27 protein-coding genes and 1 pseudogene are annotated in these 25,768 nt (G+C 43.6%); 10 read left to right on the top strand and 18 right to left on the bottom strand.

Annotation, left to right across the window (positions count from 1 at the left end; translation table 11 throughout):
- Positions 1–26 precede the first annotated feature (26 nt).
- Positions 27–1,334, top strand: coding sequence for a thiolase family protein (locus LJE72_RS14230; protein WP_229248327.1), 1,308 nt, complete (start codon positions 27–29; stop codon positions 1,332–1,334).
- Between the two features lie 389 nt (positions 1,335–1,723).
- Here the strand turns inward: LJE72_RS14230 and LJE72_RS14225 are convergent, their stop codons facing one another.
- The 13 genes and pseudogenes from LJE72_RS14225 to LJE72_RS14165 all read right to left on the bottom strand — a co-directional run bounded on the left by LJE72_RS14225 (position 1,724) and on the right by LJE72_RS14165 (position 15,212).
- Positions 1,724–4,969, bottom strand: coding sequence for a molybdopterin-dependent oxidoreductase (locus LJE72_RS14225; protein WP_229248326.1), 3,246 nt, complete (start codon positions 4,967–4,969; stop codon positions 1,724–1,726).
- 17 nt (positions 4,970–4,986) lie between these two features.
- Complete coding sequence (gene nrfD, locus LJE72_RS14220; RefSeq protein WP_229248324.1) at positions 4,987–6,069, bottom strand: NrfD/PsrC family molybdoenzyme membrane anchor subunit; 1,083 nt, start codon at positions 6,067–6,069, stop codon at positions 4,987–4,989.
- 13 nt (positions 6,070–6,082) lie between these two features.
- Positions 6,083–6,790: a 4Fe-4S dicluster domain-containing protein gene (locus LJE72_RS14215; RefSeq protein ID WP_229248323.1), complete on the bottom strand. Its 708-nt coding sequence runs from the start codon at positions 6,788–6,790 to the stop codon at positions 6,083–6,085.
- A gap of 226 nt (positions 6,791–7,016) precedes the next feature.
- Positions 7,017–7,664, bottom strand: a complete 648-nt coding sequence (locus LJE72_RS14210; protein ID WP_229248322.1) for a response regulator transcription factor — start codon at positions 7,662–7,664, stop codon at positions 7,017–7,019.
- Complete coding sequence (locus tag LJE72_RS14205; RefSeq protein WP_229248321.1) at positions 7,630–9,150, bottom strand: HAMP domain-containing sensor histidine kinase; 1,521 nt, start codon at positions 9,148–9,150, stop codon at positions 7,630–7,632. Before LJE72_RS14205 ends, LJE72_RS14210 begins: the two co-directional genes overlap by 35 nt.
- 1 nt (position 9,151) lies before the next feature.
- A complete protein-coding gene (locus LJE72_RS14200; RefSeq protein ID WP_229248320.1) occupies positions 9,152–10,120 on the bottom strand; it encodes a substrate-binding domain-containing protein in 969 nt (322 codons plus the stop codon).
- 246 nt (positions 10,121–10,366) lie between these two features.
- Positions 10,367–10,786, bottom strand: a complete 420-nt coding sequence (locus tag LJE72_RS14195) for a universal stress protein (protein ID WP_229248319.1) — start codon at positions 10,784–10,786, stop codon at positions 10,367–10,369.
- A 41-nt stretch (positions 10,787–10,827) separates the two neighbouring features.
- Positions 10,828–12,312: a SulP family inorganic anion transporter gene (locus LJE72_RS14190; RefSeq protein WP_229248317.1), complete on the bottom strand. Its 1,485-nt coding sequence runs from the start codon at positions 12,310–12,312 to the stop codon at positions 10,828–10,830.
- Between the two features lie 254 nt (positions 12,313–12,566).
- On the bottom strand, positions 12,567–13,163 hold the full coding sequence (locus LJE72_RS14185) for a cytochrome c biogenesis CcdA family protein (RefSeq protein WP_229248384.1): 597 nt from the start codon (positions 13,161–13,163) through the stop codon (positions 12,567–12,569).
- Positions 13,099–13,392, bottom strand: a pseudogene (locus LJE72_RS14180) (C-GCAxxG-C-C family (seleno)protein); the annotation flags it as partial. The gene LJE72_RS14185 and the pseudogene LJE72_RS14180, both read right to left, overlap by 65 nt.
- Before the next feature lie 218 nt (positions 13,393–13,610).
- On the bottom strand, positions 13,611–14,621 hold the full coding sequence (locus LJE72_RS14175) for a permease (RefSeq protein ID WP_229248315.1): 1,011 nt from the start codon (positions 14,619–14,621) through the stop codon (positions 13,611–13,613).
- A gap of 140 nt (positions 14,622–14,761) precedes the next feature.
- Positions 14,762–15,070, bottom strand: a complete 309-nt coding sequence (locus tag LJE72_RS14170; protein ID WP_229248313.1) for a universal stress protein — start codon at positions 15,068–15,070, stop codon at positions 14,762–14,764.
- Positions 15,021–15,212 carry a universal stress protein gene (locus LJE72_RS14165; RefSeq protein ID WP_229248311.1) on the bottom strand — a complete coding sequence of 64 codons (192 nt, stop codon included), beginning with the start codon at positions 15,210–15,212 and terminating at the stop codon, positions 15,021–15,023. The genes LJE72_RS14170 and LJE72_RS14165 overlap by 50 nt, the downstream gene beginning before the upstream one ends.
- Before the next feature lie 453 nt (positions 15,213–15,665).
- Here LJE72_RS14165 and LJE72_RS14160 point away from each other — a divergent pair, with 453 nt between their 5' ends.
- On the top strand, positions 15,666–16,097 hold the full coding sequence (locus LJE72_RS14160) for an ArsR/SmtB family transcription factor (RefSeq protein WP_229248309.1): 432 nt from the start codon (positions 15,666–15,668) through the stop codon (positions 16,095–16,097).
- Between the two features lie 53 nt (positions 16,098–16,150).
- Positions 16,151–16,621, top strand: a complete 471-nt coding sequence (locus tag LJE72_RS14155) for a hypothetical protein (protein ID WP_229248307.1) — start codon at positions 16,151–16,153, stop codon at positions 16,619–16,621.
- Between the two features lie 116 nt (positions 16,622–16,737).
- Here LJE72_RS14155 and LJE72_RS14150 read toward each other — a convergent pair whose 3' ends face one another.
- On the bottom strand, positions 16,738–16,992 hold the full coding sequence (locus tag LJE72_RS14150; RefSeq protein ID WP_229248306.1) for an aminotransferase class V-fold PLP-dependent enzyme: 255 nt from the start codon (positions 16,990–16,992) through the stop codon (positions 16,738–16,740).
- Between the two features lie 629 nt (positions 16,993–17,621).
- Between LJE72_RS14150 and LJE72_RS14145 the strand changes: the two genes are divergently transcribed.
- The 7 genes from LJE72_RS14145 to LJE72_RS14115 all read left to right on the top strand — a co-directional run bounded on the left by LJE72_RS14145 (position 17,622) and on the right by LJE72_RS14115 (position 22,093).
- Positions 17,622–17,846 (top strand): DUF1659 domain-containing protein, encoded by a 225-nt coding sequence (locus LJE72_RS14145; protein ID WP_229248383.1) that lies wholly within the window; start codon positions 17,622–17,624, stop codon positions 17,844–17,846.
- Positions 17,847–17,880: 34 nt separating this feature from the next.
- Positions 17,881–18,120 carry a DUF2922 domain-containing protein gene (locus LJE72_RS14140; RefSeq protein ID WP_229248304.1) on the top strand — a complete coding sequence of 80 codons (240 nt, stop codon included), beginning with the start codon at positions 17,881–17,883 and terminating at the stop codon, positions 18,118–18,120.
- Positions 18,121–18,291: 171 nt separating this feature from the next.
- Positions 18,292–19,134 (top strand): DUF3102 domain-containing protein, encoded by an 843-nt coding sequence (locus LJE72_RS14135; RefSeq protein ID WP_229248382.1) that lies wholly within the window; start codon positions 18,292–18,294, stop codon positions 19,132–19,134.
- Positions 19,135–19,585: 451 nt separating this feature from the next.
- Positions 19,586–20,554 carry a sulfite exporter TauE/SafE family protein gene (locus LJE72_RS14130; RefSeq protein ID WP_229248303.1) on the top strand — a complete coding sequence of 323 codons (969 nt, stop codon included), beginning with the start codon at positions 19,586–19,588 and terminating at the stop codon, positions 20,552–20,554.
- A gap of 94 nt (positions 20,555–20,648) precedes the next feature.
- Complete coding sequence (locus tag LJE72_RS14125) at positions 20,649–20,870, top strand: hypothetical protein (RefSeq protein WP_229248302.1); 222 nt, start codon at positions 20,649–20,651, stop codon at positions 20,868–20,870.
- 27 nt (positions 20,871–20,897) lie between these two features.
- Complete coding sequence (locus LJE72_RS14120; protein WP_229248301.1) at positions 20,898–21,275, top strand: PadR family transcriptional regulator; 378 nt, start codon at positions 20,898–20,900, stop codon at positions 21,273–21,275.
- Entirely contained in the window at positions 21,272–22,093 is an 822-nt protein-coding gene (locus tag LJE72_RS14115; RefSeq protein ID WP_229248300.1) for an extracellular solute-binding protein, read from the top strand. Before LJE72_RS14120 ends, LJE72_RS14115 begins: the two co-directional genes overlap by 4 nt.
- A 328-nt stretch (positions 22,094–22,421) precedes the next feature.
- Here LJE72_RS14115 and LJE72_RS14110 read toward each other — a convergent pair whose 3' ends face one another.
- The 4 genes from LJE72_RS14110 to LJE72_RS14095 form a co-directional block, all read right to left on the bottom strand.
- On the bottom strand, positions 22,422–22,808 hold the full coding sequence (locus tag LJE72_RS14110; protein WP_229248299.1) for a hypothetical protein: 387 nt from the start codon (positions 22,806–22,808) through the stop codon (positions 22,422–22,424).
- Between the two features lie 67 nt (positions 22,809–22,875).
- The gene (locus tag LJE72_RS14105) at positions 22,876–23,556 is read right to left on the bottom strand and encodes a YdjY domain-containing protein (protein ID WP_229248298.1); all 681 of its coding nucleotides are present in this window, start codon (positions 23,554–23,556) and stop codon (positions 22,876–22,878) included.
- A 368-nt stretch (positions 23,557–23,924) separates the two neighbouring features.
- On the bottom strand, positions 23,925–24,638 hold the full coding sequence (locus LJE72_RS14100) for a TVP38/TMEM64 family protein (protein WP_229248297.1): 714 nt from the start codon (positions 24,636–24,638) through the stop codon (positions 23,925–23,927).
- 86 nt (positions 24,639–24,724) lie between these two features.
- Complete coding sequence (locus tag LJE72_RS14095) at positions 24,725–25,669, bottom strand: selenium metabolism-associated LysR family transcriptional regulator (protein ID WP_229248296.1); 945 nt, start codon at positions 25,667–25,669, stop codon at positions 24,725–24,727.
- Between the last annotated feature and the right edge of the window lie 99 nt (positions 25,670–25,768).

The following is a 25,768-nucleotide window of genomic DNA, read 5'->3' as shown; positions in this document are numbered from 1 at the left end:
AAAGAAAATAACGAGGTGGAATTATTATGAGCTTTCAAAAAAGCAAGGATGATATCGTTTGTGTAAGTGCAGTTAGAACACCTTTTGGTAAATTCGGTGGTTCAATGAAAGATATTGATATTTACGATCTCGGGGCCATTGCCATGAGAAACTCAATGGAAAAGATCAACCTGGATCCGGCTTTAATTGACGAAGTATGGTGGGGTAATGGGGACACCAGCAGCACAAAGGATCCCTTTACACCCGTTGTCGCACGTCAAACAATGCTGAAAGCTGGGATTTCCCCCGAGACCCCTTCGCTGGCCTATGACCAAGCTTGCACCTCTGCCCTGAGTACCGTTAAATATGGAGCCCGAAGCATCAAATTAGGTGAAGCGAAAATTGTCATGACCGGAGGGTCAACGAGTTTCAGCACTGTTCCCTTTTTACTCCGAGACATTCGCTGGGAAGGGAAAAAGCATTCTTCCTTTATGATCGAAGATCCGATTATTCCCCTAGGATATAAGGATTATGCTCCTGTAGCTGTCGATTCGGGTTTTGTCGCCATTGAGTATGATGTATCCCGCAAAGAACAAGATGAGTTAGCTCTGGACAGCCATCTAAAATACGGTAAAGCTTGGGAAGGCGGATTTTTTAAAAATGAAATGCAGCCCCTTGAAATAACTCAAAAGGACAAAAAAGGAAATGTCATCTCTTCCAAAGTGTTAGATATTGATGAGCAATACCGTCCTGATATCACTATGGATAAACTGGCGAAATTAAAACCAATTTTCGGCAACCCAACCTGTACCGCAGGAAATGCCCCCGGAATGAATGACGGTGCTACTGCTCAAATAATCACAACCAGAGAAAATGCCGAGAAACTGGGGTTGCCTATTCTTTATACCTTAGTTGCAATTTCTGCCATTGCCCTGCAACCAAGAATTATGCCAGTTTCCCCTGCTTTTGCCATTAAGAAATGCCTTGATGACGCAAAAATGACCATGGATGAGATCAAATTGATCGAAATCAATGAAGCCTTTGCCTGCGTCCCCTTGGTTTCACTTAAACTCTTATCCAATGAACGATTCCTTAAGAGTGACTACAAGGCGATGGTTAACGAAGCATCAGCTCAACCGATCTTGGATAATGATAATACTCAATATCGAAAGCTTAAGGAAAAGCTCAATCCTAACGGAAGTGCCATCGCTGTCGGTCACCCAAACACGGCAAGCGGTGCACGTATAATGATGACTGCCGCCTATAATCTCCAAGAAAATGACGGCGGTTATGCGGCTTGTGCTATTTGTGGAGGCTTAACTCAGGGTGCCGGAGCAATAATTTGGGTCGAATAAGCACTGCTTACGCAGCAATTTAGATTAGCGTCAGTTCTCTATGCTTTCCGTCATATTTCTTGATAAGATCTTTAACTATCTTCAGGCTATAATGCGATACCAATGCTGGCACTAAGATTTAGTTAAGGTAAGAGGGGATGTAACTAAACTTACTTTCCAGTTTGTTACATCCCCTCTTTATTCGATATTTCCCTATATACTAGAGGATCTATTCACCACGTCAAGATGTATAATCCTCTTTTTCTGGGGTAACGTACCACCAGCTCAAAAATTCTTCAAGTTTTGCTACAGCCCCCTCTTGAACAGATACATATATTTTATAGGCAAAGCTTTATATAAAACCTACTTTTATTAACAAACGTTTAATGAGTATAATTTTCCTTACCAGGCTACGCCTTGACAACCTTCACTCGGGTATCATAGAAACAAATACTTCCCCCGGTAAGATCCTGGAGGCCTACATTTTTTAGCACAGGGTCTACTCGCATTACCGGATTAAAATGTGTTCCTTTCCCTCGCCGGGGATCTCCTTTGATCACTTTGCCGTCCACGGTAATATCCCGAGACCCATATGCAAAGTGACCAAAGCTTACGTGGAAGGCGACGGTTCCGGGACGTATCCCCTGAACTAATTTCACCTTTGCGACCATCTGAATCTCCCCTTGCGGTCCCAGCTTCCAAACACCGTCTGGGTTCGTCGCCGAAAGCAGCCGAACTTTATCCCCATCCCGGATACCTAGTTTTTCCCCATCAGCCCCATTCATCAGGATACTGTTTTCTTTCTCCAGTGCTAATAACCAGTAGTTCCCGGCAGTTCTGGACTTGGTGTGGTGAATTGGGCGATAGGTGATCAAGCTAAAGGGAAAACCATCTTCTTCATCCGTCAGCAACTTCCCGGTGCAATCCGCCGGGCCGGCGACATAAGCTGCATGAGGAATAAAACTCTTACCCGTCATAGAATTTTTGGTCTTGCCGGTTTTCTCCTGATAAATATTAATTAGTGTGCCATACTTGTTTTTTAGTTTTTCTCCATCGAAGGTATCCGAATCATCCTGGAAGCGCCCCCCTCGGTTGAGCACATAAATGACCTTTTTCCAGTTGGCAGCTCCACAGGCGTCTTGCCAACGCTCCGGATCAAAGATTGATTTAGGAAGATGCTTCCGTGCTGCGAGGAAAATCTTCTCTTCCTCCTCATTAGCATCAGGAACCGGGTTACCATCTGTAGCTACGTTTGCCACTTGTTTCAAGTAGAGGTGATCCGGATGGGTAAGGGGAACTCCTTTTTCAAACCCATCCGGTCCAAAACCGGGCAGGTTCATCTTCTCAGCCAGGCCCAGAATGAAGCTTTCAAAACTCAGGGGCATCTCTTGTCCATAGACAGTCGCACTATCGGTAAGGGGCAGGGCCGCCGGCTGGCGAATCGGTTGAGTTTTATGGGGAATACTCGGATGGCCCCCTTGGAATTCCCAGCGTTCCAAATAGGTGAGGTCTGGTATGATATAGTCTGCAAAAGTCGAAGTTTCACCCACGGTAATATCAAAGGTGACAAACAATGGCACTTTCTCGACATCCGTCAAAATATCTACTAAGGGACCGGCAGCCGGCAGGGTGTATATAGGTGAACCCATATAAAGGAACAATGCCTTGCCGGGATAAGGGTATGCATCTCCCATAGACGGAAGAACCTCCTGATAGACATCACTGGCTAGTGGGAACCAAGGCCGCTTGGCGGGATATCCGCTAAAGATGGTTGTATCTTCGTATTTCACATTATGGCGAATCAAAGAGACTCCGAATTCGGGTAATTTACCTGGTTGATTAGCAACCTTATAAACCTGACCTTCTTTAGCCCCGGCTGGACTGTAGTCGGATTTTTTTATGAAACCTCCTTTGTAGTCAAAATTTCCGTTTAAGACATTGAGGGTAAACCAAGCAAAGTTATTATAGAAGCCATTAGTATGCTGGGAAGGTCCACGATGGATATCGACCACGGCTTTTTTACCATGACTCGTAAATTCCTTAGCCAGAGTTTCAATGTCCCCCGCTTCAACCCCGGCAATCTCAGCCCATTCAGCAATGGTTTTCTTACTGGCTTCTTCTTTCAGAATCATTAGAGCGCTCTTCACTTTGATCCCATTGATTTCGGTGTCTACGAGCAAGTCGCCGGTTACAGCCTCGGTCTCACTGTTGGGATCAAACATGACGGGTTTACCGTCTTTCAGCACAACAAACAGTTCATCTTCATACTCTAACCCCTCTTTAGAGGTCTTCTTAACTTTAGCACCACCAATTTCCTGGGCTCTTAAAAAAGCACCTGGTTTTCCGTTTTCAACTTTCACGAGCCAAGCACCATTAGACCAAGTAGGTTCTCCCGCAGCTTTAGCAGCTGCCTTATTGGCACACTCTAGAAACTTAGCATCATAGCGTTGGTTTTCGATGATCCAACGGATCATACCCATAGCAACCCCGGCATCCTCTCCGGGTTTAACCGGAATCCATTTCCATGCTTTAGAAGCTAGTTTGGAGAAACGGGGATCAATACAGGCAAACTTAAGACGACCGGATGAAAGACCATCAATAATACGAGAGGTCTGAAGGGGCGGTCCATAGTTAGCTTCAAAATGATTGGCCCCGACAAAGAGAATAAATTCTGCCCCGGTGTACTCTCCCTGCCAGTAGAATTTACTTCCCCCTGTCCAAGACATGGCATTCTTTGCTGCATCATATTGCCATTGTTCACTCATAGCTTTACCTGTGAAGTAGAGAGAACCTTGGCAGACTGTTGTATGACCGTGAGCATTGATGGACCCCATACCTCCGATAGTAAAGCGCTTCAGCAAATCTCCACGTCCATCCTTTAAACGACCCCACTGAAAAACGAATTGGTTATTCTTTGGACCAAAGTCCGGATGTTCCGGATCAATTAATTTATCCAAATGCTCGTTGAATTTAACCTTAAACTCATTGACGAGCTGTTGCTTCTTGTCCTTGTCTTTCTCAGCAAGAAGCTTTTTGATTTCCTCGGACATTTCTTTCCCAAGTTTGGCATCCTTCACCCCTCGGATCTGATTGAGCCCCTCCACTACACGGTCTTCCTCCCCCGGTACATTAGCGAAGAGTTTACCTCCGTTAGCAATCTCCTCCAGGGCTTGTTCAAAGGGAATTCCAACCCACTTATTCTCCCCTCGTTTTCCAACACGTTTTAAGACTTTGCGAATCCGATAAGGATCGTAGTAAGCCTGGAGTCCTGCCTGCCCTTTCGGACAGATGGCCGCATCTATTTTGCTAATCGTTTCTTTGTAATCCGATTTATAAGGCAAATGAGGATAAAGGTTCCAAGGTGAATAGGGGCTTCCCTCAATTTTCAAGGGGATTCCCTCACCGGACTTCACTTTAATAGGACACCCTGTATTACACTGCAAGCAGGAGGAAGTTATGATGGTTTCCGGATTATTAAATCCGTACTCCTGAGCTTCCGTACCCGCATAGGCTCGCTTCTGCATGTCTAGAAATAATGGGCTTCCGCCAACAAACGCTGCGCCGGTAGCGACTGTCGCTCCCGTTAAAAATGTTCTTCTGCTAATCTTTTTCTTAGTGAGTATGTGGTCTAACCCAGCGGTTTCTTTCTTACTCATTCGTCTGCCTCCTTATCCTAAACGTTAACTGATCTATTCGATTTTGTTGAACCTTTAGTATGGTCAACCAATACTTTAGGAATCAACCAAGAAATTGCTAAAATCACAGTGGCTAGGAGCCCTACTGCAACCAACCATTCTAAAATCGATGGACTATAACTAAGACTCAATCTATAATCTTGGAACGCCTCCGGTAATCCTGCTAAATCCGGTTGTGTAAAGGCTGCGGTAACAAATGTGACTTTGTAAACCAGTACCCCAAATAACGAGAGAAGTGCTCCGTAAAGGGCTGTTGCTGGTTTTGTAAGAAGGATAATAGCACCTACGCCCCCAATACCCACAAACAGAACCCAGAATTTCCAGTCTGTCATTTGGGCCATGGCTTCGGGTAAATTTGTTTCTAAGGCAAGATGGCCTACTTCGACCACAAGATGCAATACCATGGCGTATAGTAATGATTTACGCAGACCGTTACCAGCTTGCTGAAGCAAATCAGGGGCACACAAGGCAGCTGCTCCATAGATCAAAGCTCCCCCTGCCACAATCGCTGAGGTGACGAAGGCTAAGGCGCTCCCCCAGGAATTCCAAAGAGGACGGGCAATCATATCCCCAAAGAACAAGGTTTCAGCCCCAAGAAATAGGACAGATAAAGCAAGTCCCACATAGACTAAGGGTGAACGTAAACTTGAAACCCCTTTAAAAATCATAAATGCCACAGCTATAATGAATAGTGCATATCCCCATGACGCCCAGGCCAAGGGAGACTCAAAGGATGGAGAAAAGAAGATACTAATTCCCTTCATAGGTTTCCCTAAATCCAGGGCAATAAAGGCAAGAGCCCCAATCAGTGAGATTGCTGCAGAACTATATCCCAATTTAATCCAACGCACCGAATTATTCTTGTATCCCAAGAAGAAGCCAAACCATGTCGCTCCTGCAGCCGCAGCGACAAGAAAGATATATAGGCTAACCCATAGTCCCCAGGGGACATAACTGCCGTAATTGACCACGGAATCTCCCCAAATAAAGGCTTTACCAACTGCAGAACCGATCCCAAGCAAAGCTAGTAAACCTAAAACCAATTGACTTAGTTTATTCATGCCCTATCACCTCCTATAGATAATAAACTTGAGGTCCTGTCCCCAAGTGTTCTTTTAATCGAGTAGGTTTTCCAGAACTTAGTACCTTATTGATGAGACTACTCTTGTCATTGAGGTCACCAAAATATGTGGCTCGCCCTATGCAGGTTGTGACGCAAACGGGCAGCATCCCCACTTTTATTCTGCTTGTACAAAAATGACATTTTCGAGCACTGCCAATCACAGCTGACCCATGCCCGGTTCTGGAAAAGTTCTTCCCATATTCATAAAAGGTTGCTGTTTCATAGGGTTGGAGTTGTGGTGTGGCCTTAGTATAGTAACTTCCCGTATCAAAGGTCCGCGCCCCATAAGGGCAGTTGGCTAAACAGGAGCGGCATCCGATACATTTTTCATAATTGATTTCCACAATTCCGTCCTTTCGCTTAAATGTTGCTCCCACCGGACATACCTTGACACAGGGTGGGCTTTCACATTGCATACAGGGTCGGGCTAAAAAGGAACGTTTAACCTTGGGAAAACTACCGGTCTCTTCCTCCATCACCGGGCGATAAACCACTCCCGGGGGGAGCTTGTACTCAGAAACACAACCGATGGTACAGGCATGGCAGCCAACACATTTGCGCGTATCGATTAACATACCCCACTTAACTGATTCTGCCGGGCGAGCCAGTGCGGCTTCTACCTCTTTTTGCATCGTAATGATAATATCATCTTGAGCCATGGTCTTCCTCCTTACAAAAATCTTCACCTTTGTGATTGATTTCATTATTGCATAGATTAGTTTATTTAATAATCAGTAAAAACCCTGAAAATTTATCAGGGTTTTTGCGCAGGGAGAAAATGAAAAACCCCCATACCAAAAGACCGCAAAGGCAGCTTCTTGCACAGGAGTGAAGGAATCGTATGGAGAGGCGGTACGGCCCACAAAGCTGCCCGACCAGAGCGCCTCAAATATAGCCTTCTTGCATAGCATAGCGAACCAATTCCGAACGTCTTACACACCCGGTCTTTTCCATAACTCTAGACTTGTGGGTCTCCACTGTTTTAATGCTCACGGATAAGACTTCACTGATTTCCTTATTGGTATGACCCAAAGCTACCAGCTTTAAAACCTCCGTTTCTCGACTGGTTAAATTAATGGTTTTTTTAAGACCTTCCTTGGGTTCCGAATGATAGATGGACTGTATAAGCAGGCTGGTCATGGCCGGATGAAGGAAGATCTCTTTCCTGGCCACTGCCCGCACCGCCTCTAAGAGTTCAGAGTCTGCAGCCTTCTTCAGAACATAACCACTGGCACCGGCCTGCATGGCCTGTTGCAGATACTCTTCAGCTTCATGCATGGTCAGCATGAGTATCCCGGCCTCAGGGGTTAATTGCTTAATCCGGGCAATAGCCTCAATTCCAGTCATGCCCGGCATAGAAATATCCAGAATCACCACATCAGGTTGGTGTAATTGTACCTTTTCCAGGGCATCTTCACCGGACACAGCTTCTCCAACTACCACCATGTCTGCTTGAGAATCAAAAAACATTCTTAACCCCGTACGCAAGATGGTATGGTCATCGACCAGTAAAACTCTTGTCTTTTGGATCATGCTTTACCTCACTTTCTAAGGGTAGCCTTACATAGAGAGTAGTCCCCTGACCGGGTTCGGATTCAATCTCTAAGGTTCCGCCTAACAAGGTTGACCGTTCCAGCATACCCGCCAGACCTAAGTTTTGGCGTCCTTGACTGCTTTCCTTTAAAATCTGTTCAACGTTAAAACCGACACCATCATCTTCAATAATCAGATTCACGCCTCCGGGGCGAATCTCCAGCACGATGCTGACATTGCGGGCCTGGGCATATTTAGCCACATTGGTCAGTGCTTCCTGGACAATTCGATAGAGAGTCGTCTCTATTTCACTTGGCAAGCGCCCCGCTACCTGATTATGCACCTCCAGATCCACCATCAAGTTGGCCTGTTGACGTTTGTATTCATTGATATACCGTTCCAGGGCGGCAATCAAACCCATATCATCTAATATAGTAGGCCGTAGTTCTACAGCCAGGCGATGTACATCTTCTAAAGTCAGATAAGCAACTGTTCTCAAGTCTTCCGCCTTCGCTCTTGCTTGTTCCAGGTCGGTTTCCTGACTTAAAAGTTTCAGCCCAATGATCAGGGAGGTTATACTCTGACTCGTCTCATCATGAAGTTCGCGAGATATTCGTTTTCTCTCTTCTTCCTGGGCGGTAATCACTTTATTGAGTAATTGCTGACGTATTTGTTCTTTATCCATTAATTCCGCCAATAAGGCTTCTCGCTCTTGGGTATATCGTTCTAAGCTTTCAGCCATCCCATTAAATGAACGACCAAGTTGTCCGATCTCATCTCGCCCTTGAATATCGACTCTATGGCTTAAGTCTCCATCAGCCACAGCTCCACTAGCCTCTACTAAGCGCTTAATAGGTCGAGTTAGCAGATGGGACATGAAGAATGCGCCGAACAAACCTAACATAGTTATGCCAAGGGTCGTGACCATCAACTTCACAGAAAGAGCATTAATGGTTTGGTTCATACTCGCTTCAGACATGCCAATTCGTACCCATCCCGTATTCTTGCCCAGGGGGACGAGGACATCCAGTATAACTCCCTCTTCAGAGTCTACTTCTATGACATTCTCTTCATCAGGGGTTTCCTCAGGATGGCGTAATTCCAGCAAGCCTGCAGGAATTCCCTGGCCAAAATTATGGGCAATTAATTGTCCCTTCTCATCCAGAATCAGCACGTAGCGAACATCTTCATTGTGTAAGGAAACAGTTTTAGTCTTTTCATAAAGACCGATTAAGTCTCCCACCAGGATTAGATTCATGCTCTCGGAAGCAACTTCATTCCCAATGGTGACTGCTCGTTTCTTGAGTTGATCATCTAAAATGTCGGTCATATAGGAGCGCATATCAATAATAACCGTTAAACCCAATAAGCAGATAAACAAGCCCACAATCCCCATGATTTTCACAGAAAGTGGTGCTGATTCTTGTATTTTCAGGACTGTTCGAGAAGTAATATTCTTGATCCTAGCAAGCTCCCTTTTAAACATATTATACCAACCCTACTTCTTGGGCCATTATTTCTATTTTTTCATAGAGCATTTGATCGGGATGAACAAAACGATCAAAATGCAATAGTTCCATAGCTTTACGCCCTTGTTCATTCATATGCATGGTCAGCAAAGTGTTTTTCAAAGCAGCTACCAGCTCAGGATCAGCCCTATGAGAAACAACAACGGGAGGGTTCCCCATGACTTCCGATTGATCGATCACTTTGATTTTTCCCAGGATGCTGGCATCCCGGGCCACGGTCAAGTCATAAATCAAGCTGTCAACAGCGGCACCATCAACAATTCCTTCAGCCACGGCACGAATGGATTTATCATGACTATAGGTGTAAATGGTTTTCTTAAAAAAATTATCCGGTTGGTTTCCCATTCTTTTAAGCATCACTTGAGGAGCAATTCGACCGGAAAAGGATAAGGGATCCATGTAGGCAAAGGACTTGCCTTTCAGATCTTTAAGAGAGGATGCTCCGGAGGATGAAGGGGCAATGATGTAAGATTTATAGGTAGTCGACCCGGCAATTTGGGGAGTTACCAGGATTTGTTTAATTTGATTGGCACCGATATCCCCGATAAGAGCCCCTGAACAAATAAATGCTAACTGTACCTCTCCGGCTTCAATTAAACGATTGGTTTCACTGTAGTTTTGCCGTTGAACCATCTTGACCTTCATGTTGATGCGCTCTCCGATAATGTTTAACAAATCCCCATAAAGATTGACGTTTTCCATGGGCGAGATAACAGAAGCCACGGCAATATTTAAAACAGGCTTTCCTTCTGATTCAAGTTCCTGTTTGGGAGGAGTCTGTAATTGGGAAAGCTGAATCCTGGGACGTTCTTGATTGGTCTTCAGGTTCCACCAGCCTGAAGCGGCAGTTCCTAATATTCCCAGCTGGGCAACGCCTAAAGCACCCATCCAAATTATTTCTCGCCGGGTAAAATCTTTTTTGGACACCTTTGAACCCTCCCTCGCCAGCATTTTACATTCAGTTCTCTTGGGTAGTGCTTACTATCCCTATATTCTACCTTTTAAATTCCAGCTTGTCACCGAATATATCTTATGAATCCTGGATCCATTATTTGTAAATAGATTGCATTTAATCTTAGACATATTATGAACGCGAAAAGCCAGTTTTCCCTTCTGCAGAAAAACTGGCTTACTCATTTATTCATTCATTTCTTTAATTCATTTTTGAAAGACCTATTTTACAATTAAAACAGGACAATTAGCCCTTTTGGCAACCTTATGACTAACTCCCCCTAAGACAAACTCCTGTAAGGTATTCAAGCCCCGGCTGCCGATGACAACAACATCAAATTTACCCTCATTGGCATATTTGACGAGGACAGGTCCCGGCTCACCGTGGATAAACTTTATCTTAAACTCAACCTTCGCCTGTTTCATCTTCTCTTGTATGGGAAGCAATTTTTTATTTCTTTTTAGGGTTATTGCGTCGGTATCTAACTCACGCAAGACGTCCGCTTTAGATGCCTCACTGTTGATCACATAGACAATCTCAATGGTTGCCTCAGGATTATTCTGCGTTAACAAGATTGCTTTTTCTGCAGCTCTTAAGGAATGTTCCGAGCCATCGGCTGCCAATAGGATTTTATTAAACATAAGTTCAACCTCCCATTTATAAATTTATATCTTATCACTTCTCAGTGTTTAGGCGGCTCAGAGTTCAAATCTGTGTGCCTGGCCAATTTATCAATCAATCGTGCACTCTGCTCGTTTAGTCCGCTCAACGTTACCTTGATATTGTATTGCCGGTATTTAAAGACGATCTTATCAATGGCAGCAACAGCTGAGTCATCCCATAGATTTGCATTGCTGAAGTTTATAATGACTTCTTGAATATTATCCTTATTATCCGTCGTAAAATCAAAGACATTCAGCAAATCTGTTACAGAGACGAAAAACAGCTGCCCACTGATTTTGTATGTTTTCACTAACCCGTCAGGCTCTATTTGTTTCTTGGCATAAACCTTAGAAATTTTGGCTGCAAAAAAGACAGCGCTTAGAATAACTCCCGCCATAACGCCTAAGGCTAAATTATGAGTGACTAAAACCGTCAAAACGGTAGAAATCATCACAAAGGCATCCGTTTTAGGAGTAATTCCCAAGGTTTTAAGCGATTGCCAGTCAAAAGTCCCTACAGAGACCATAATCATGACGGCAACTAAGGCTGCCATAGGAATTTGCACAACATAATCCCTGAGACCAATAATTAGAACGATCAGAAACGCCCCTGCAATAAACGTAGATAATCGACCTCTTCCACCTGATTTCACATTAATGACTGACTGACCAATCATAGCGCATCCGGCCATCCCTCCGAATAAACCCGCGATAATATTGGAAATACCCTGACCCTGGCTCTCTTTGTTTTTATTACTCCCTGTATCCGTCATGTCATCCACAATCGTGGCGGTGAGCAATGATTCAGTCAGCCCTACCATTGCTAAAGCAAAGGAATAGGGTGCAATAATTAACAATGTCTCCAGGGTTATCGGCAGGTTAGGTATGGAAAAACTGGGCAAGGAACGTGTAATAGTTCCCATGTCTCCGATCACAGGAACCTTGATGTCAAGTATTATGGCAATAGCTGTAATCCCTACAATCGCCACAAGTGTAGAAGGGACTGACCTTATTATCAGGGGTAGACCGTAGATAATCACTAAAGCCCCCACTGTCAGAACGTAAGCCGGCAATGATTGGCCTAAAAGATAAGGAAATTGAGAAATGAAAATCATAATTGCTAAAGCATTAACAAACCCAACCATCACAGAGCGAGGTATGAATTTCATATACCTGGCCAGTTTGAAGGTCCCAAATAAGATCTGAAATAGTCCTGTGAGTATCGTAGCACCCAACAGATACTCGATGCCATGATCTTTTACTAAAGTAGTAAATAAAAGAGCCATTGCTCCTGTCGCCGCCGAAATCATTCCGGGCCTTCCTCCGACAAAGGCAATTACAATCGGAATGATAAAAGAGGAATACAGCCCCACCATTGGGTCTACCCCGGCAATAATTGAGAAGGCAATCGCCTCTGGAATCAAAGCCAGGGAAACGACAAGTCCCGCCAATACGTCATTTTTGATATTGCCTAACCATGACTCTCTGAAGGATAAACTTTCCATACAAACCTCACTTTTACAAAAAAAGCTACTTTCGATAGTGTTCCCCGTGGAGCAAAAAGAAAATACCCCTAACTGATTAACTCATTGAGGGCATCTAAATATCGAGAGTGCCTGTAGTACATTATCACAAATAATCATAAACGGCAATTTGTCAAAATAATGTCGCCAAAAACTTAAGTTGATCATTTTGATCTTTTTTTGTTGCGAATAACAAGCACTAGTTTCTGTAATCTCCATACTCAAGGCCAAATTTTCTAAAATCCTAAATAGAACATATAAAAGGCAATAAGCAGAATTACACTGCCCATAAAGAGCTTCAACCCTTTGTTGAATGTACCGTACCTATTGTTAGATGTCATATTTCTTACAAACCCGATAGATGTTCCTGCTGCAATTACTAAGGCACTATGACCTATAGAATAGAGCAATAACAAAACAACTCCCCAGATTAAGCTGCCTCTATCCGCTACAATCGCAAGAAGAGTAATCAGGACAGGAGTTGCACAGGGGGATGAAAATAATCCGCCTAATATTCCCGCTATAAATGCTCCAATGTACCCTCTTCTGGTGTTCTTGGCAATAAGAGTAGTTGATGGAATGAAATTGTAAATCTCCCAGGTTTGCAAGGCCATTAAAACCATCAGTACCCCCAACAAAAGATACCACCAGGAAGCAGATTTTCCCATTAGTTTGCCGACAAGTGAAGATACTGTTCCTAATATGGTAAAGGTGACTGCTGAGCCTGCCGAAAAGGTAAGGGAAAGCCGAAAGGCCTTTTTAGGGTGTGAAATAATCGTGAAGCTCTTTGGATAGTCCCATAGTGTGATTAACTTTTGGGCTGCCTGGTTCACTTCGTCCAAAAAACAAACCTAAAGCCATGATACCCCCAGCCAAAGCGCCACAGGTTCACCCTGATCCGCCCATTCCCACTGGAAACCCAGAGGCCATCGCAATGACATCATCTGGCACATCTAATTTAAATTCATCTCGGATGGTTCGGATAATAGCTTCCGAACAAAAATAATCACCCTGTCTACAGTAGTCTTCAGCTTGTTTACGGATTCGATTCTTAATATCCATCACTAAACCTCCATTTTATAACTAAAGGGTAATTTAAACTATAATACTCACTATGACTAATGCTTTCTAAGCCAATGGTACGACTGTTTAGAAAAACCGATTGAAATAGTTGCATAAATGTGGATTTGTAGTATTCAGAGCTCCAAAACGTTGACCCAAATACACATAAATACGATTTACGCATGCTGAGTGAAACGAAGCAATCTTACAAAAGACATCTATACGAACATAAATAACACTCCACCTAGCATAGCGATAACAATAACAGTTAATACAAAAGCAATAAGTGCTTTTGGCTTTAACATAGATGACAGTATGGCGATTTCAGGCAGGCTGGCACCTGTACCCCCAATAAGTAATGCCATAGCCGGACCCATCGCCATACCTTTTGCAAGCAACGCACTAAGGATTGGGATTGCCATTTCGATACGAAGGTATAAGGGTACTCCGATAACAGCAGCAATAGGTATAGCATACCATGAGCCATCTCCAAGGTATTTTTCTATGATGGTGTTTGGAATAAATGCAACTGCAATTCCGCTGATGGCTGCACCAATAATAACGTAAGGGACAATTTGTTTAAAAAGTACCTTTCCAAACAATAATGCTCCCCGAACCTTTTCGGCATGTCCCCCATTTGAAGGTGCTGGTGAGCAACAACTTGAGGTAGTAGGTGCACAACTTGGCGGTGCAGCAGAACAACTTGAGTCAAATTGCGTGAAGCTTACCGGTATAGATCCACAGCTCGATGTAGCGTTTGTTTTTGAGTTATTTACTGAAAGTTGACTTAAAGATTTTACATGATGCTTTACACTGCTAAATCCAACGGTAAGCCCAGCAATGATTGCACAGGAAAACGTCCAAATGAAATAGATCAGTGCTGTTTTAAGGCCAAATGTGGCAAATATAATACCTACTACAACAAAATTCGAGAGTGGAGCTGAAATAAGAAACGGTAACACGGTTGAAAAAGGTGCTGACATTTCAATCATTCCTCTTGCAATTGGCACCATGGAAGCACTACAAAATGGTGTGAGTACACCCAAACCGGCTCCCATCAGAGCTCCTTTCACTGGTTTCTGGTTTTGCAATTTTTTTTGGAGCTTCTCTTGTGGAACATACTCTCTCACAAAACCTGTAATGATTGAAATAACTCCAATGACGAGCACTAATACCCAAGCTACATGCCAAAACTCCGCTAAAGCAATTTTTAATTGTTCTTCAAACACCTTAATAAACCTCCAAAATATTTTTAATATGCATATTAAATTATGCTGAAACTAAAAGTGGTAAATATTGTTGAGCCCTATATATCTCGCTTAATCTATGGGGGTTCGGACATACCCTAAACACACTTTCTTTTATTCTTCTAGTTATTCGGACGAACGACTAAGACATCACATTTAGCATGGCGAACAATATACTCTGACACACTCCCAATAATGAGACGTTCTATAGCATTAACCCCATTTGCACCACAAATAATTAAATCAACCTTATGGTCGGGGGCTATTTTATTGGTGATTTCAACTTTTGGCGAACCATAGCCAAAAAGTAATTCAACATTTAACAAACCAGCCTCTTTTGCTTTTTCTTCAAAAAAGGTTAATAATTGCTTTGCGTAACTCTCAGGGTGTTCGGAGGACAGTTTTCTTGTAGACTGCTTCAACTGTTGCAAAGGAACGAACATCCACAATATGGGTCATAAATAATTTTGCTTCATTTCTTTTGGCAATTGCAACAGCTTTGTCGAAAGCATTTTCTGATTCTTTGGATCCATCAACACCCACTAAAATGTTATTATAAATAATTTGGCTCATACTTGTCACTCTCCTAATAACTTATCCTTGTTTACATCAACTTCTTCAATATTGACAGCGTAGTAATCTTTATTGAAAGAAAACTATCTTTAAACTATTGATGCTTGTTACCACTAAACTTATACCTCCTTAAATAATATAACATGCTTAAATGCGCGTTTGTGCATGTGTTTATTATGCTTAATTAATTCTCTATTGTCAAGTGATTTGATTAATATTTGAAGAATCCGTTGTGAATACCCTAGGAACTGATGTAATAGGTTCTGGGGTTAGACCTTATTGATCCAATCAATCTTTTTATTTGCTTTGCTAGATAACAGTTATTCGTTGTCTGCTATTTGCAGCATACGATTTGACGCTATCGAATGAAAAGGTTGCTAAATTAATCAAATTCACTTATAATATATATGCAAACATGCACATGTATACATTATAAGTGAGGTGGCGAGTCCAATGTATGAACCAAATCCATTTGAACGATATATGTCCATTTTCAAAGCATTATCCGATGAAACACGCCTCAAAATCATCTGGCTTCTCTGCACCATTGATTCTAAAATTTGCGTATCCGAGATTATGGATGTGCTGGGGGAAACTCAGTACAATGTATCTCGCCATTTAAAAGTATTGAAAAACGCGGGACTTGTCTACGAAAAAAGAGAGGGCAAATGGACGTTTTATTATCATCGCCCGCCTGAAGATGAATTTGATACATATGTAAAATCGGCCGTTGCCAGTATCCCAGCTATTTTAATGGCGCAGGAAACGCTTCGTTGCAACCATAGGTTGGATATGCGAGTGGACGGTAAATGCGTGGTTGGTCTGGACAGTGAGGAATGGGATAGTGAACTTAAAAAAATTAAAAATAACGAAGTAAATTTGTAAAGTAGTCGGGGTTTGCACATCATGGTCTCTGTGCCCCCAATGGTGTAGAAGAAATGAATGCCATTTTCTATCGCAACAGGGCGTCCCTGTTGCGACTCGAAGGAAGGGGATCTTCCGTAATAAAAAGTCCTAAGATATGGAATGCAATTAAAGATATGCTGGGATATTGCCCCTACTGCATGGCTGGCAAGCAAGTCACAAGCAAGATTTCGGGCAAGAATCAACCTACAAAACCACCTAGCGATAATGAGAAACGTTTCCTTGAAGGCATAAGAACCGGGCGCAATATTGCATTAGTCGGTGTTTTTTGTCCTATTTTCTGGACATCACTGTTCATGGGTGCTGAAAAATCTGTCTTATTGTTCAATGCTGCTCATTCCGGTATTTTTATCTGCATTGGTGGTGCACTCTCACTCTTTAATATCATTAGACTTCGGCGGTTTCGACAAGAAATAGAGGTGAAGAAAAATTCTGCACTGCTAGGAAAGAAAATGGTTGATTCTGCAAACTTCATTGGCAAGTAATACCCAGCCCACTCTTAAGTTTTGCATCTGAAACAAATTATCACAAGAAAATGTAAATGAGGCATCTGTATCTAAGTACAAATGCCTCATTTAATAACTCACGGCTGCCCAACAGATTAGCCCAACTCCTCTGCCACACTCTTTACCGCCAATAATGCGGTTTTAATCTCAAAGGCGAGTAGATCCACGGCAAGACACCCCATATCAATAGGAAAAACTCCAGCTGTCTGAGCGGCATCCAGCAAATAGTAAGCACCATACTCATGAGCAATTGCCCAATTTCTTGAATGGGCAGCAATGTACCCGTTACATTTGAGGCATGCAAGGTTACCACTAACTTGGTATTCTCTGAAAAGTCTTTCAGTAAACATCAAAATCGATCTCATTCCCTGGTATTCCCGGGACTTCGCTAACCTCACCCCCCTCTGGTGAAGAGCCCAAAGGAGTCGGACCACGGCATTATGCTCCCTTTTTGAGGGCCATAAATTTTACTAAGGAAAGATTCCACAATACTCTCCATTAAATCCATGGTTGCCAAAATGCCAGGCTATTTCTTGCAGGGTTTCGAAAATCCGGTATATTTCTGATCATCAGTTAATCTCCTTTGAGTAATTTAGTTGACGCTATCAACCAACCTTGCTAGCCAAACCCCGATTTTCGTGATCTTATGCCCCAATCCTAGAATGATCTTTCAATACGGCAATAACCGTTACACAGGTCATCGGCTTTGTCACCGATTTGCCTGTCCCAAATTGAAAGGCGCCTTTCAATTTGGGACAGGCAGACATGGAGGTCAACACCAACTCCTAAAGATTCGACTAATTCCCCAAAGTACAGAGACTCATTAATGGGTCTTAAGTCAGATGTTTCTAATTACAAAAAGATCATACGGGGATTAAAAAATGATGACCTGGCTGTAACCTTTGTCCGAACCAAATCATAGAATAAACTGACAGGCTGATAGAAATGCCGGTCAATAGGAACGCGAGGAGTGAAAATGATGGCTGTTAATGCCATGTCTTTAAATTCAACGCTAATTGTCAAATACCAAAATGGATCTACTCCTGAAGGCAGCCCGGTGATCAAACAAAAAAGCCTGAATGATCTGAAGGCTGACACCACGGAACAAGATGCTTATGATGTGGCGGCCGCTTTATTCAGTCTGGGCCAGAATCCCGTAACAAGCGTCCTCCTTAGAAAAAGCTATGAGCTGCTTGAAGAGTAGCTCTGGTAAAATTAATAGGAAATGAGGTGACCCCATGGCCGTGACAACGACTAAGATCTTAAGATTAACTTTTGCGACAGCTGGGGGAAAAACCTTCTCTATAACCATTCCGGATCCTAAGGTAAACCTACAGCAGGCGGATGCCGAAACCGTTATGGACATGATTATTGAGAAGAATGTCTATATTACCACCAGCGGTGAGCTAACCGGAAAACGCGATATCAAGGTGATCAACACTTCAACCGAGGACCTCTACGATCCGCCCCAGCTTTAGGCGGAAATATGCAGACAGAAGGCTGACCATTAAGGGGTCAGCCTTCTGTTTTCTCTGTTAAATTGGCCCCCAGGGAGGAATTGGACAGAGACGTTTGATCGTAAATTTTTCACACTGGCGAGTTTAAGCTCATATTCTATGAAAAAAGCACTGAAAGGATCAGCAATTATTATGAACGCTTTGACAACGAATCGCACGCCGCCTGTGATTGCAGCTGAAATTAATACCATTAAATATCAGACGGGAAAATTTCTACTGACAGGTGCTATCGAGATCGGCCAACGCCTGAAAGAGGCCAAGGGGCTGCTTCCCCATGGGGAATGGGGCAAGTGGCTGGAGGAGTCCTTCAGCTACTCTCAGCAAACCGCCGCCAAACTGATGCGCATCTTCGAGGCTTATGGAACCCCGCAGACCGTCTCCCTCGACGCCGGCAACCAGGCCCACGAGCTGCCGAATCTGAATTATACCCAGGCTCTTATCCTCTTAGGAATCCCTGCGGAAGAACGGGCGGAATTCATTGCCGAGCTGGATGTGGAAAACATGTCCACCCGGGAGCTGGAAAAGGCGGTGAATGACCGGAGCCAGGCCCTTAAGGAACGGGATCAGGCCCTCAAGGAAAAAGGAGATCTCCAGAAAACCCTGGATGACCAGGTGAACCAAATAACCCGGCTGACCACTGAGCGCGACAAGCTGAAGACCAAAGCTGTGGAGTTAAACCAGTCCCAAAGGGAGATGGAAACCAAAGAGGTGCAGCTGCAGTCGGAGTTAAACTCCATTAAGAAAAGCACCTCTTACGAGGATATCCGCGTGATGAATAAGAAGCTTAATGAAGCTCAAAACAAAGCCTGCGCCAATCGAGTCGCCTTTTTATACGATAGCTTGGACAGAACCCTCAAGGAATTAACCGCAGAGCTGAAAACCCTGTCTGCCAAAGATCCCGCAGCCTATGAAGCCTATAGCAAAAAGGTGCTTAATTTTTTAACGAAAGGTTTAAAGGAAAGAACCCAGCAGTGATTGGCTTCGCCGCAAAGTTAAGATCCGACGGCTATCCCCTTCCCAACCCGGGTTTGAAATGCGCATTTCAAACCTTATTCCCATTAGAAGCCTTTACCCCATTTCAGATGCTAGCTGCCAGCCTTTCCCCTATTGCAACCCTACCGCTTCAGCCTCCAACCCAACCTAGGTTAAGACTCTCATCATCTTCCTTGTCAATAGCTGAGGTTTAATACTCAAGGCCCAAAGTCGCAGTGTCTGCATTTTAAGAGACGTTTGTGGCGATCTGAAAAATTTAATTCTAGAAAAGAAGGATATTATTAAGTGCTGTAGAATAGATATTCACTGACTATATGTGCACGGTGACAATAGTCGTTATGCATATATAGATAAAAGAAATAAGTGAATCTACTTCTTAATCATCCTCTCATGAATTAGTTTTTTCCATGATAACTTGAAAGGAGGAAATACTATGCATTTTGCAGTATCCGGTGTCGATGTATTACCCTTTATTCCACCTTTGGTAGCCTTTCTGGTATCATCATTAACAGCCTCTGCCGGGGTGTCGGGTGCATTTCTGCTGCTTCCCTTCCAGATGAGTGTTCTGAACTTTACCAGTCCGGCAGTGAGTCCTACTAACCTAATCTATAATATTGTAGCCATCCCCGGTGGTCTCTACCGCTACATCAAAGAGGGGCGCATGGCCTGGCCCCTAACTTGGGCGGTGGTCATTGGTACTCTGCCGGGGGTATTCCTTGGGGCCTGGGTTCGCATCCTCTACTTACCTGATCCCAAAGTCTTTAAACTCTTTGTGGGCCTGGTGTTGTTGTACCTGGGCTACCGGCTTTTGTCGGAAGTGATGGGCTGGAATAAGAAGGTTAAAGAGCAAAATAAAATCATGCAGAATAAGTTTGCCGAACAAGTGGCTAAACTGAAGGTAGAAAATTCCGGCCGAATGGCTTCCGGTCTGCCTGCAGGGGCAGTGGTTAAGACTAAGACTGTTTCCTGGAAGAAGATTGAGTATGAATTCTGGGGGGAAACCTATTCCTTTAGTGGAATATCCATTTTGGGCCTCTCTTTGGTCGTGGGTTTAATCGGCGGCATTTATGGCATTGGCGGCGGGGCCATCATTTCTCCCTTCTGTGTGGCTGTGCTGGGTCTGCCGGTTTATACCGTAGCCGGTGCTGCTCTGGCAGGTACTTTCATCACCTCCATTGCCGGGGTTGCCTACTACCACATTCTGGCTGCGAGCAACGTAGCAGCCGGTGCGGCAGTGACTCCGGACTGGATGCTGGGCACACTCTTTGGTATCGGTGGTCTGCTGGGCACTTATGTGGGTGCTCGTATTCAGAAGTTTCTGCCCGATAGATTTATTAAGATTATCTTAACCGGTTTAATTCTGTTCCTGGCTTTCAGCTACATTGGACAATATTTCTTCTAATTTACTAGATTTATACGCCATCCCAACCGCTGGGTAATCTATAGAGAGTATTCTCTTATTTTGGGTATAAATAATTAACAGGGTGTGGTAGAGTATGGTCACCGGGGAAATTACTCTTGATATTGATGAAGAGAACAAAACAAGTCTGCAGCAAATCCTGGGACAGTTAGAAGGAATTCTGCAGTATCAGTTAAAGCACCGGGATGTTATTGTTTTCTATGACTCCCAAAGGATAACCTATGATCAGATTTTGGAAACCACCCTGCAGGCAAATTACCACATTAGCAGGTTTTATGTGACGGAAGAAGAATGTTAGATGCAGAATGAATTTCGAGGTGAGTCTGTGAAAGAAGAAGCGCAAAACCCCGCCTTTGCTTATATTGCCGGGCGCATAGATAAGATGCTGGTACCGGCTCTGCTTAATTTTTTGGCCCATAAGCCAGCCCATGGTTACGAGTTGATTCAAAAGATTAACGAATCAGGTTTCTCCGAAATCGAAGCGGATCCAGCCACCATTTACCGCAACCTTCGCCGGATGGAAGATGATGGGCTAGTCCTTTCTCAGTGGGAAACTGCCCACACCGGCCCCGCCCGACGATCCTACCAGTTAAGCCCCGAAGGTCACCAGGCGTTGGAGTATTCTGTACAGTTAATTACTGAAAAAGTGATCAAAATGCAAGCTTTTTTAGAGCAGTACCAGCAGGAGGTGAAGGAGAGATGAGTCATCAGAAACTCTTAAAAATATTACATGCCGGGGCATTGCGCAAACCGGTGGTGGAATGTGCCAAGTTGCTGCAAGACGCTCGTCCGGAGCTAAAGGTTGAGCTGGAGTCCTATGGTTCGCGTGCCTGTGCCAGACAAGTACGTGAGGGCAAGGTGGTGGATATCCTGGCTTTGGCAGACCCCATGATCTTTGCTGAGCTGCTTGGGCCTGAGTATATAGACAAATACTACATTTTTGCCAACGACCAAATTGTCCTGGCTTATAACGAGTTTTCCAGGGGCAGTGGAGAAATCAATGCCCGGAACTGGTTTGATATCCTGCTTAGGGAAGAAGTCACCTTTGGACGGTCGAACCAACATTTAGACCCCTGCGGTTATCGTACACTGATGGTCTGGCAGCTGTCGGAGCAATATTACGGACGGAGGGGTCTCTTTAAAGAGCTGGACCAGATCTGCAGGGGGGACTTGATTTATCCCAAATCCTATGATTTGGCCTCTGATGTGTTGGTAGGTAAACTAGACTATGGCTTTGAATACCTCTGTGTGGTCAATCAGTTTGGCTTGAGATATCTGACTCTGCCGGAAAAGATAAACCTCTCCAACCCGACCTATGCAGACTATTACAGCCAGTCTAGCGTGAGTTTGCAAGGAAAGAATTCCGGCGAAATGATCACTATTCCCGGTGCACCTATTGAATTTGCCATTGCTATTCCGAAAAATGCGGAAAATCCGGTAGCGGCAAAGGATTTTCTGGACTTGATTTTAAGCAAACAAGGTCAGCAAATTTTAGAGGAGTGTGGACTGATCCCTTACTAAATCTTTGAATTGAACAACCGCGCTCTTATTCAGGTTTTTTTCACTTAAAGCTTCCCCGTGCGTTTTTGGGGTTAGTATTTCACCGCTCGTTGTTCAATCTACTCACTCTAACTCACTTTTGGTTTACCCTGCAGAGTTAAGGTGAAAAACCATGATAAGCCCGAGAAACTGATTCAACAGTTCCTCGGGCTTACTCGGTCTGCAGTTAGTTCTTCAATGACAAACCTCAAAAGTAAGGTGATGATAAGAGCAAGCCCCAATAAAGTAAGCTATGGGAATAATAGTTAGCCCAATTCCTATATAGATGAATCCCACACATCCGAAGGTTTTATTGAGAACTCTTTGGTTTCCATAGCCAAATTACAATTAAACCTAAACCTAAGCAGAGGATTAAAAACATGTTAATCGCAGGGAAGGTAATGTCTGTCTTATTAATGGCCTCTCGTATTATTGCTGCCGGCACCACTGTCAATCTTTTGCTTCCTATAATGAAATAAACAAGGAGAAAACATGACATGAGATTTAACAGAGTAAATCTTACCGTCATAATGACCGGCTTTTTATAAATCAATACAGCAGTTATTAGGATGAACATTATAACCGGAATTATATAACCAATATTGATTCTCATTTCCAGCCATTGGTTATTAAAGGCTATGATAGCTGTTAACAACCCCCAAACAAAGGTGTTGTAAATTAAGGCAAATAATCTCATAGAATCCTCCCGATAATAAAAAATAATAGACAGGTACAAGAAATATCCCGTACCTGCCATGTGTTAACTACTGTGCCAGTCTGAATATTACTGCAACCTTTGTCCCATCCGGGGGGAGAACATCTGGATTACCGGTAATTTTAACTTGTTTTTTTAATGTAAGTTCATTAGCTTTAAAGGCAGCGTCGCTGGTAATACCCACTGCACAGCTATCCAGGCATAGAATACATCCTGTTTTCAGACTCGTTGCAGCCTCAATGTTACCTCCAAATCGTATATCCATCGGTCTCTTCTCATTTGACTTTAATATGTCACTGAATGGTATTTCTTTTCCGAGTCCATTCCAGGTAACAAATACATTAAGCTTAGAACCTTCAACGCTCTCAGCTGCCAATTTCATGTCATCTAAGGAAATGTTGTTGCCTGGTTTGGCGCTTATTTCCAGAAGGGCATTGTAAAAATCATTTTGATTAGCCATTCCTCTTAATACTGACTTTTCCCCGTTGGTTCCTTCCTTAAAAACTACCCCATGTCTGGTATCTTCGGTTAAGTACTTGCCATTTACTTGAGCCAGCATTTGGATTTCTTTCTTATCCTTATTGACCACCATAGTCTTTGTGTCTGATAGTTCACCCAATTTAAATTCCTTGTTTGTCTCTGTACTTTGAGTATTTGACTTTGAACCACATCCTGTTACTAATGCCATAATTACTACAAGTGTTAAAACTAAGGATAATACCTTTTTCATTTATTCATCCTCCATTATTTTGAAATGTCAAATATTTTTTACCAAACAGTGTCATAGTGCCGTATTTAATAGAGTTTGGAATTAAATTACTTTGTCAAAGACACTCCTGTTTGTTTAGAACCTTAGATTGCAACTCATCAAAGGAAACTCTCCTCTTTAAGAGGACTGATACGATAACCATCAGAGACAGTATTCCAACAACTAGTATAAACAGTAGATCTTTCATCTAAAGCCTTTCTCCTAGGTTCGTAAAAACCAGAACCCCGGGAATAATTCCAATCATTGTTGAGAACATGCAGGCGAAGTATTTTATCTTGGTAAATCCTGCTCCAAAGAGGGTTCCGGGTATTGCTCAAAACTAGCTACCCTTATGGTCTCAAAGTCGAAGTTGCTTTATGTTTTGCTGTATAAATTTGACGGATGAGGACAACCAGGACAGAGAGCGCAAAGAGGATCAGAAGCGCTGTTACAAACAATTTTGCTCCACCCGTTAACATGCCGCCGACATAAGAATAAACAAGGGTTGCGGGTAACTGTCCAAGACCCGTAGCTAAAAAAAAGGGCCAAAATTTCATAGAGGTAAGTCCTGCAGCATAACTGACGATATCAAAGGACATAAAAGGAAGCAGTCTGCAAATCAAGATGCTCTGTTTTCCGTAACGTTCAAAAAATAGATCGAATTGCTTAAGGCCAGCTTTGCTTGTGATTTTTTCCACCACATCTCTGCCCAAAATTTTGGCAATCCAAAAACAAAGTGCCGCACCTGCCATGGCACTGCTCCAGGATAAAATGGCACCCTGCCACCAACCGAACAGGTTGGCATTTGCAAAAGTAAGCAGGAAAGCGGGAAGCGGTGCCAGAACAGATTGTAAGATCATCAGAAGGAAGGAAACTACCATAGCATAAGGACCGTAAGAGTTTACAAATTCTTTCACAACGGTAAAATCTCCGCTGGCAAACATGTTGAAAATATTGTTCAAGGTGTTTCTTACAGAAGGAATTAGAAAATAGCTACAAACTGCCAGAACGATCAGGGCAAGAACAAGAAGCTTACCACCTAGTTTTGGATTTTTCTTTTCCATTTTAAAGTTAATTCACCTCTTTCATTATTTAATGAACCCAAAAAGCATTAATCACCCAAATCTGCCCTATCGAGCTTAAGGTGTGATCATTCCTGTACAGGGAACCATGGAATCTCTGTGAAAACCCGATCCAGCGCACACTTTCCTTCGTCACCCAGGATAAAATCGAAAAAAGCCTGAGCAGGTCGGCGCGTATTTTGAGTCGACTGGATAACATACAGCCGACGTTTCATACTTAGATTTTTTAATCGCCTAACCGCCAATGTTTTGAAGGCCAAAGGACGGACAACAGCCCAAATTGAGACAATGGACAAACCCAAACCCGCTTCAACGGCTGCCACGACCGCACCCGTGCTGCCCAGTTCTACACTCCCCTTTTTCTCTCCCAGCTTAACTCCGGCTTGAGCCAACCAACCCTCGACGGTCTTCCGCGTCCCTGAGCCAATCTCCCGCCACACCATTTTTTCCCCGCAGAGATCTTCTGCCCGGATCTCCTCTGCTTGCGCCAGGGGATGGTCCGGAGGCAGGATCAGAACCAGTTCATCCTCCGCACAAGGATAACATTCCAACTGCCGCTCCTTCACTGCATTTCCCACTAAGCCGAGATCCACTTTGTTTTCTAATACGAGGCGAGTAATCTGCTCTGTATCTCCTATCTCCACGGCTATGTCCACTTCCGGATAATTTCGGCTGAATTCCCCCAGGGCAAGTGGTAGTATATACTGTCCGGGAATCGAACTCGCTCCTATACGCAAAGATCCTTGAACGGTTTTGCTCATTTTAGCCAGCGCCCTTTCTGCTTCATACATCAATCGGAGCACTTCCAGCACATAACGATTAAGAAGTTGTCCTTCTTCCGTGAGCACGGCCTCTCTGGCTGAGCGATCAATGAGAGGCCTCCCATAGTACTCCTCCAAGCTTTGGATGTGCTTTGTTACCGCCGGCTGGGTAAGGTTAAGCTCAAGCGCCGCCTTACTAATACTTCCGCTTTGAGCCACCATGGCCAAAGTCTTCAAACGTGCCAGATTCACAGGATCAACATCCTTTCGATCAATATGTTATTCTCCTTGTATTATAATATTCCTTCATACAAAACATTCCACTTTGGAATAATACCAGCTACAACGCCC

This window comes from Desulfosporosinus shakirovi, from assembly GCF_020595055.1.
In the GTDB taxonomy this organism is placed as follows: Bacteria; Bacillota; Desulfitobacteriia; order Desulfitobacteriales; family Desulfitobacteriaceae; genus Desulfosporosinus; species Desulfosporosinus shakirovi.
This window is presented reverse-complemented; position numbering and strand designations above follow the sequence as displayed.

Excerpts from the sequence above, each read along its gene's own strand:
- LJE72_RS14190 (WP_229248317.1), bottom strand. The coding sequence starts at position 12,312 with ATGGAAAGTTTATCCTTCAGAGAGTCATGGTTAGGCAATATCAAAAAT.
- LJE72_RS14215 (WP_229248323.1), bottom strand. The coding sequence starts at position 6,790 with ATGGCTCAAGATGATATTATCATTACGATGCAAAAAGAGGTAGAAGCC.
- LJE72_RS14100 (WP_229248297.1), bottom strand. The coding sequence starts at position 24,638 with ATGGAAAAGAAAAATCCAAAACTAGGTGGTAAGCTTCTTGTTCTTGCC.
- nrfD (WP_229248324.1), bottom strand. The coding sequence starts at position 6,069 with ATGAATAAACTAAGTCAATTGGTTTTAGGTTTACTAGCTTTGCTTGGG.
- LJE72_RS14130 (WP_229248303.1), top strand. The coding sequence starts at position 19,586 with ATGCATTTTGCAGTATCCGGTGTCGATGTATTACCCTTTATTCCACCT.
- LJE72_RS14150 (WP_229248306.1), bottom strand. The coding sequence starts at position 16,992 with ATGTTTACTGAAAGACTTTTCAGAGAATACCAAGTTAGTGGTAACCTT.
- LJE72_RS14145 (WP_229248383.1), top strand. The coding sequence starts at position 17,622 with ATGGCTGTTAATGCCATGTCTTTAAATTCAACGCTAATTGTCAAATAC.
- LJE72_RS14140 (WP_229248304.1), top strand. The coding sequence starts at position 17,881 with ATGGCCGTGACAACGACTAAGATCTTAAGATTAACTTTTGCGACAGCT.
- LJE72_RS14230 (WP_229248327.1), top strand. The coding sequence starts at position 27 with ATGAGCTTTCAAAAAAGCAAGGATGATATCGTTTGTGTAAGTGCAGTT.
- LJE72_RS14165 (WP_229248311.1), bottom strand. The coding sequence starts at position 15,212 with ATGAGCCAAATTATTTATAATAACATTTTAGTGGGTGTTGATGGATCC.
- LJE72_RS14105 (WP_229248298.1), bottom strand. The coding sequence starts at position 23,556 with ATGAAAAAGGTATTATCCTTAGTTTTAACACTTGTAGTAATTATGGCA.
- LJE72_RS14115 (WP_229248300.1), top strand. The coding sequence starts at position 21,272 with ATGAGTCATCAGAAACTCTTAAAAATATTACATGCCGGGGCATTGCGC.
- LJE72_RS14210 (WP_229248322.1), bottom strand. The coding sequence starts at position 7,664 with ATGATCCAAAAGACAAGAGTTTTACTGGTCGATGACCATACCATCTTG.
- LJE72_RS14135 (WP_229248382.1), top strand. The coding sequence starts at position 18,292 with ATGAACGCTTTGACAACGAATCGCACGCCGCCTGTGATTGCAGCTGAA.
- LJE72_RS14225 (WP_229248326.1), bottom strand. The coding sequence starts at position 4,969 with ATGAGTAAGAAAGAAACCGCTGGGTTAGACCACATACTCACTAAGAAA.
- LJE72_RS14160 (WP_229248309.1), top strand. The coding sequence starts at position 15,666 with ATGTATGAACCAAATCCATTTGAACGATATATGTCCATTTTCAAAGCA.
- LJE72_RS14195 (WP_229248319.1), bottom strand. The coding sequence starts at position 10,786 with ATGTTTAATAAAATCCTATTGGCAGCCGATGGCTCGGAACATTCCTTA.
- LJE72_RS14205 (WP_229248321.1), bottom strand. The coding sequence starts at position 9,150 with ATGTTTAAAAGGGAGCTTGCTAGGATCAAGAATATTACTTCTCGAACA.
- LJE72_RS14155 (WP_229248307.1), top strand. The coding sequence starts at position 16,151 with ATGAATGCCATTTTCTATCGCAACAGGGCGTCCCTGTTGCGACTCGAA.
- LJE72_RS14125 (WP_229248302.1), top strand. The coding sequence starts at position 20,649 with ATGGTCACCGGGGAAATTACTCTTGATATTGATGAAGAGAACAAAACA.
- LJE72_RS14110 (WP_229248299.1), bottom strand. The coding sequence starts at position 22,808 with ATGAGATTATTTGCCTTAATTTACAACACCTTTGTTTGGGGGTTGTTA.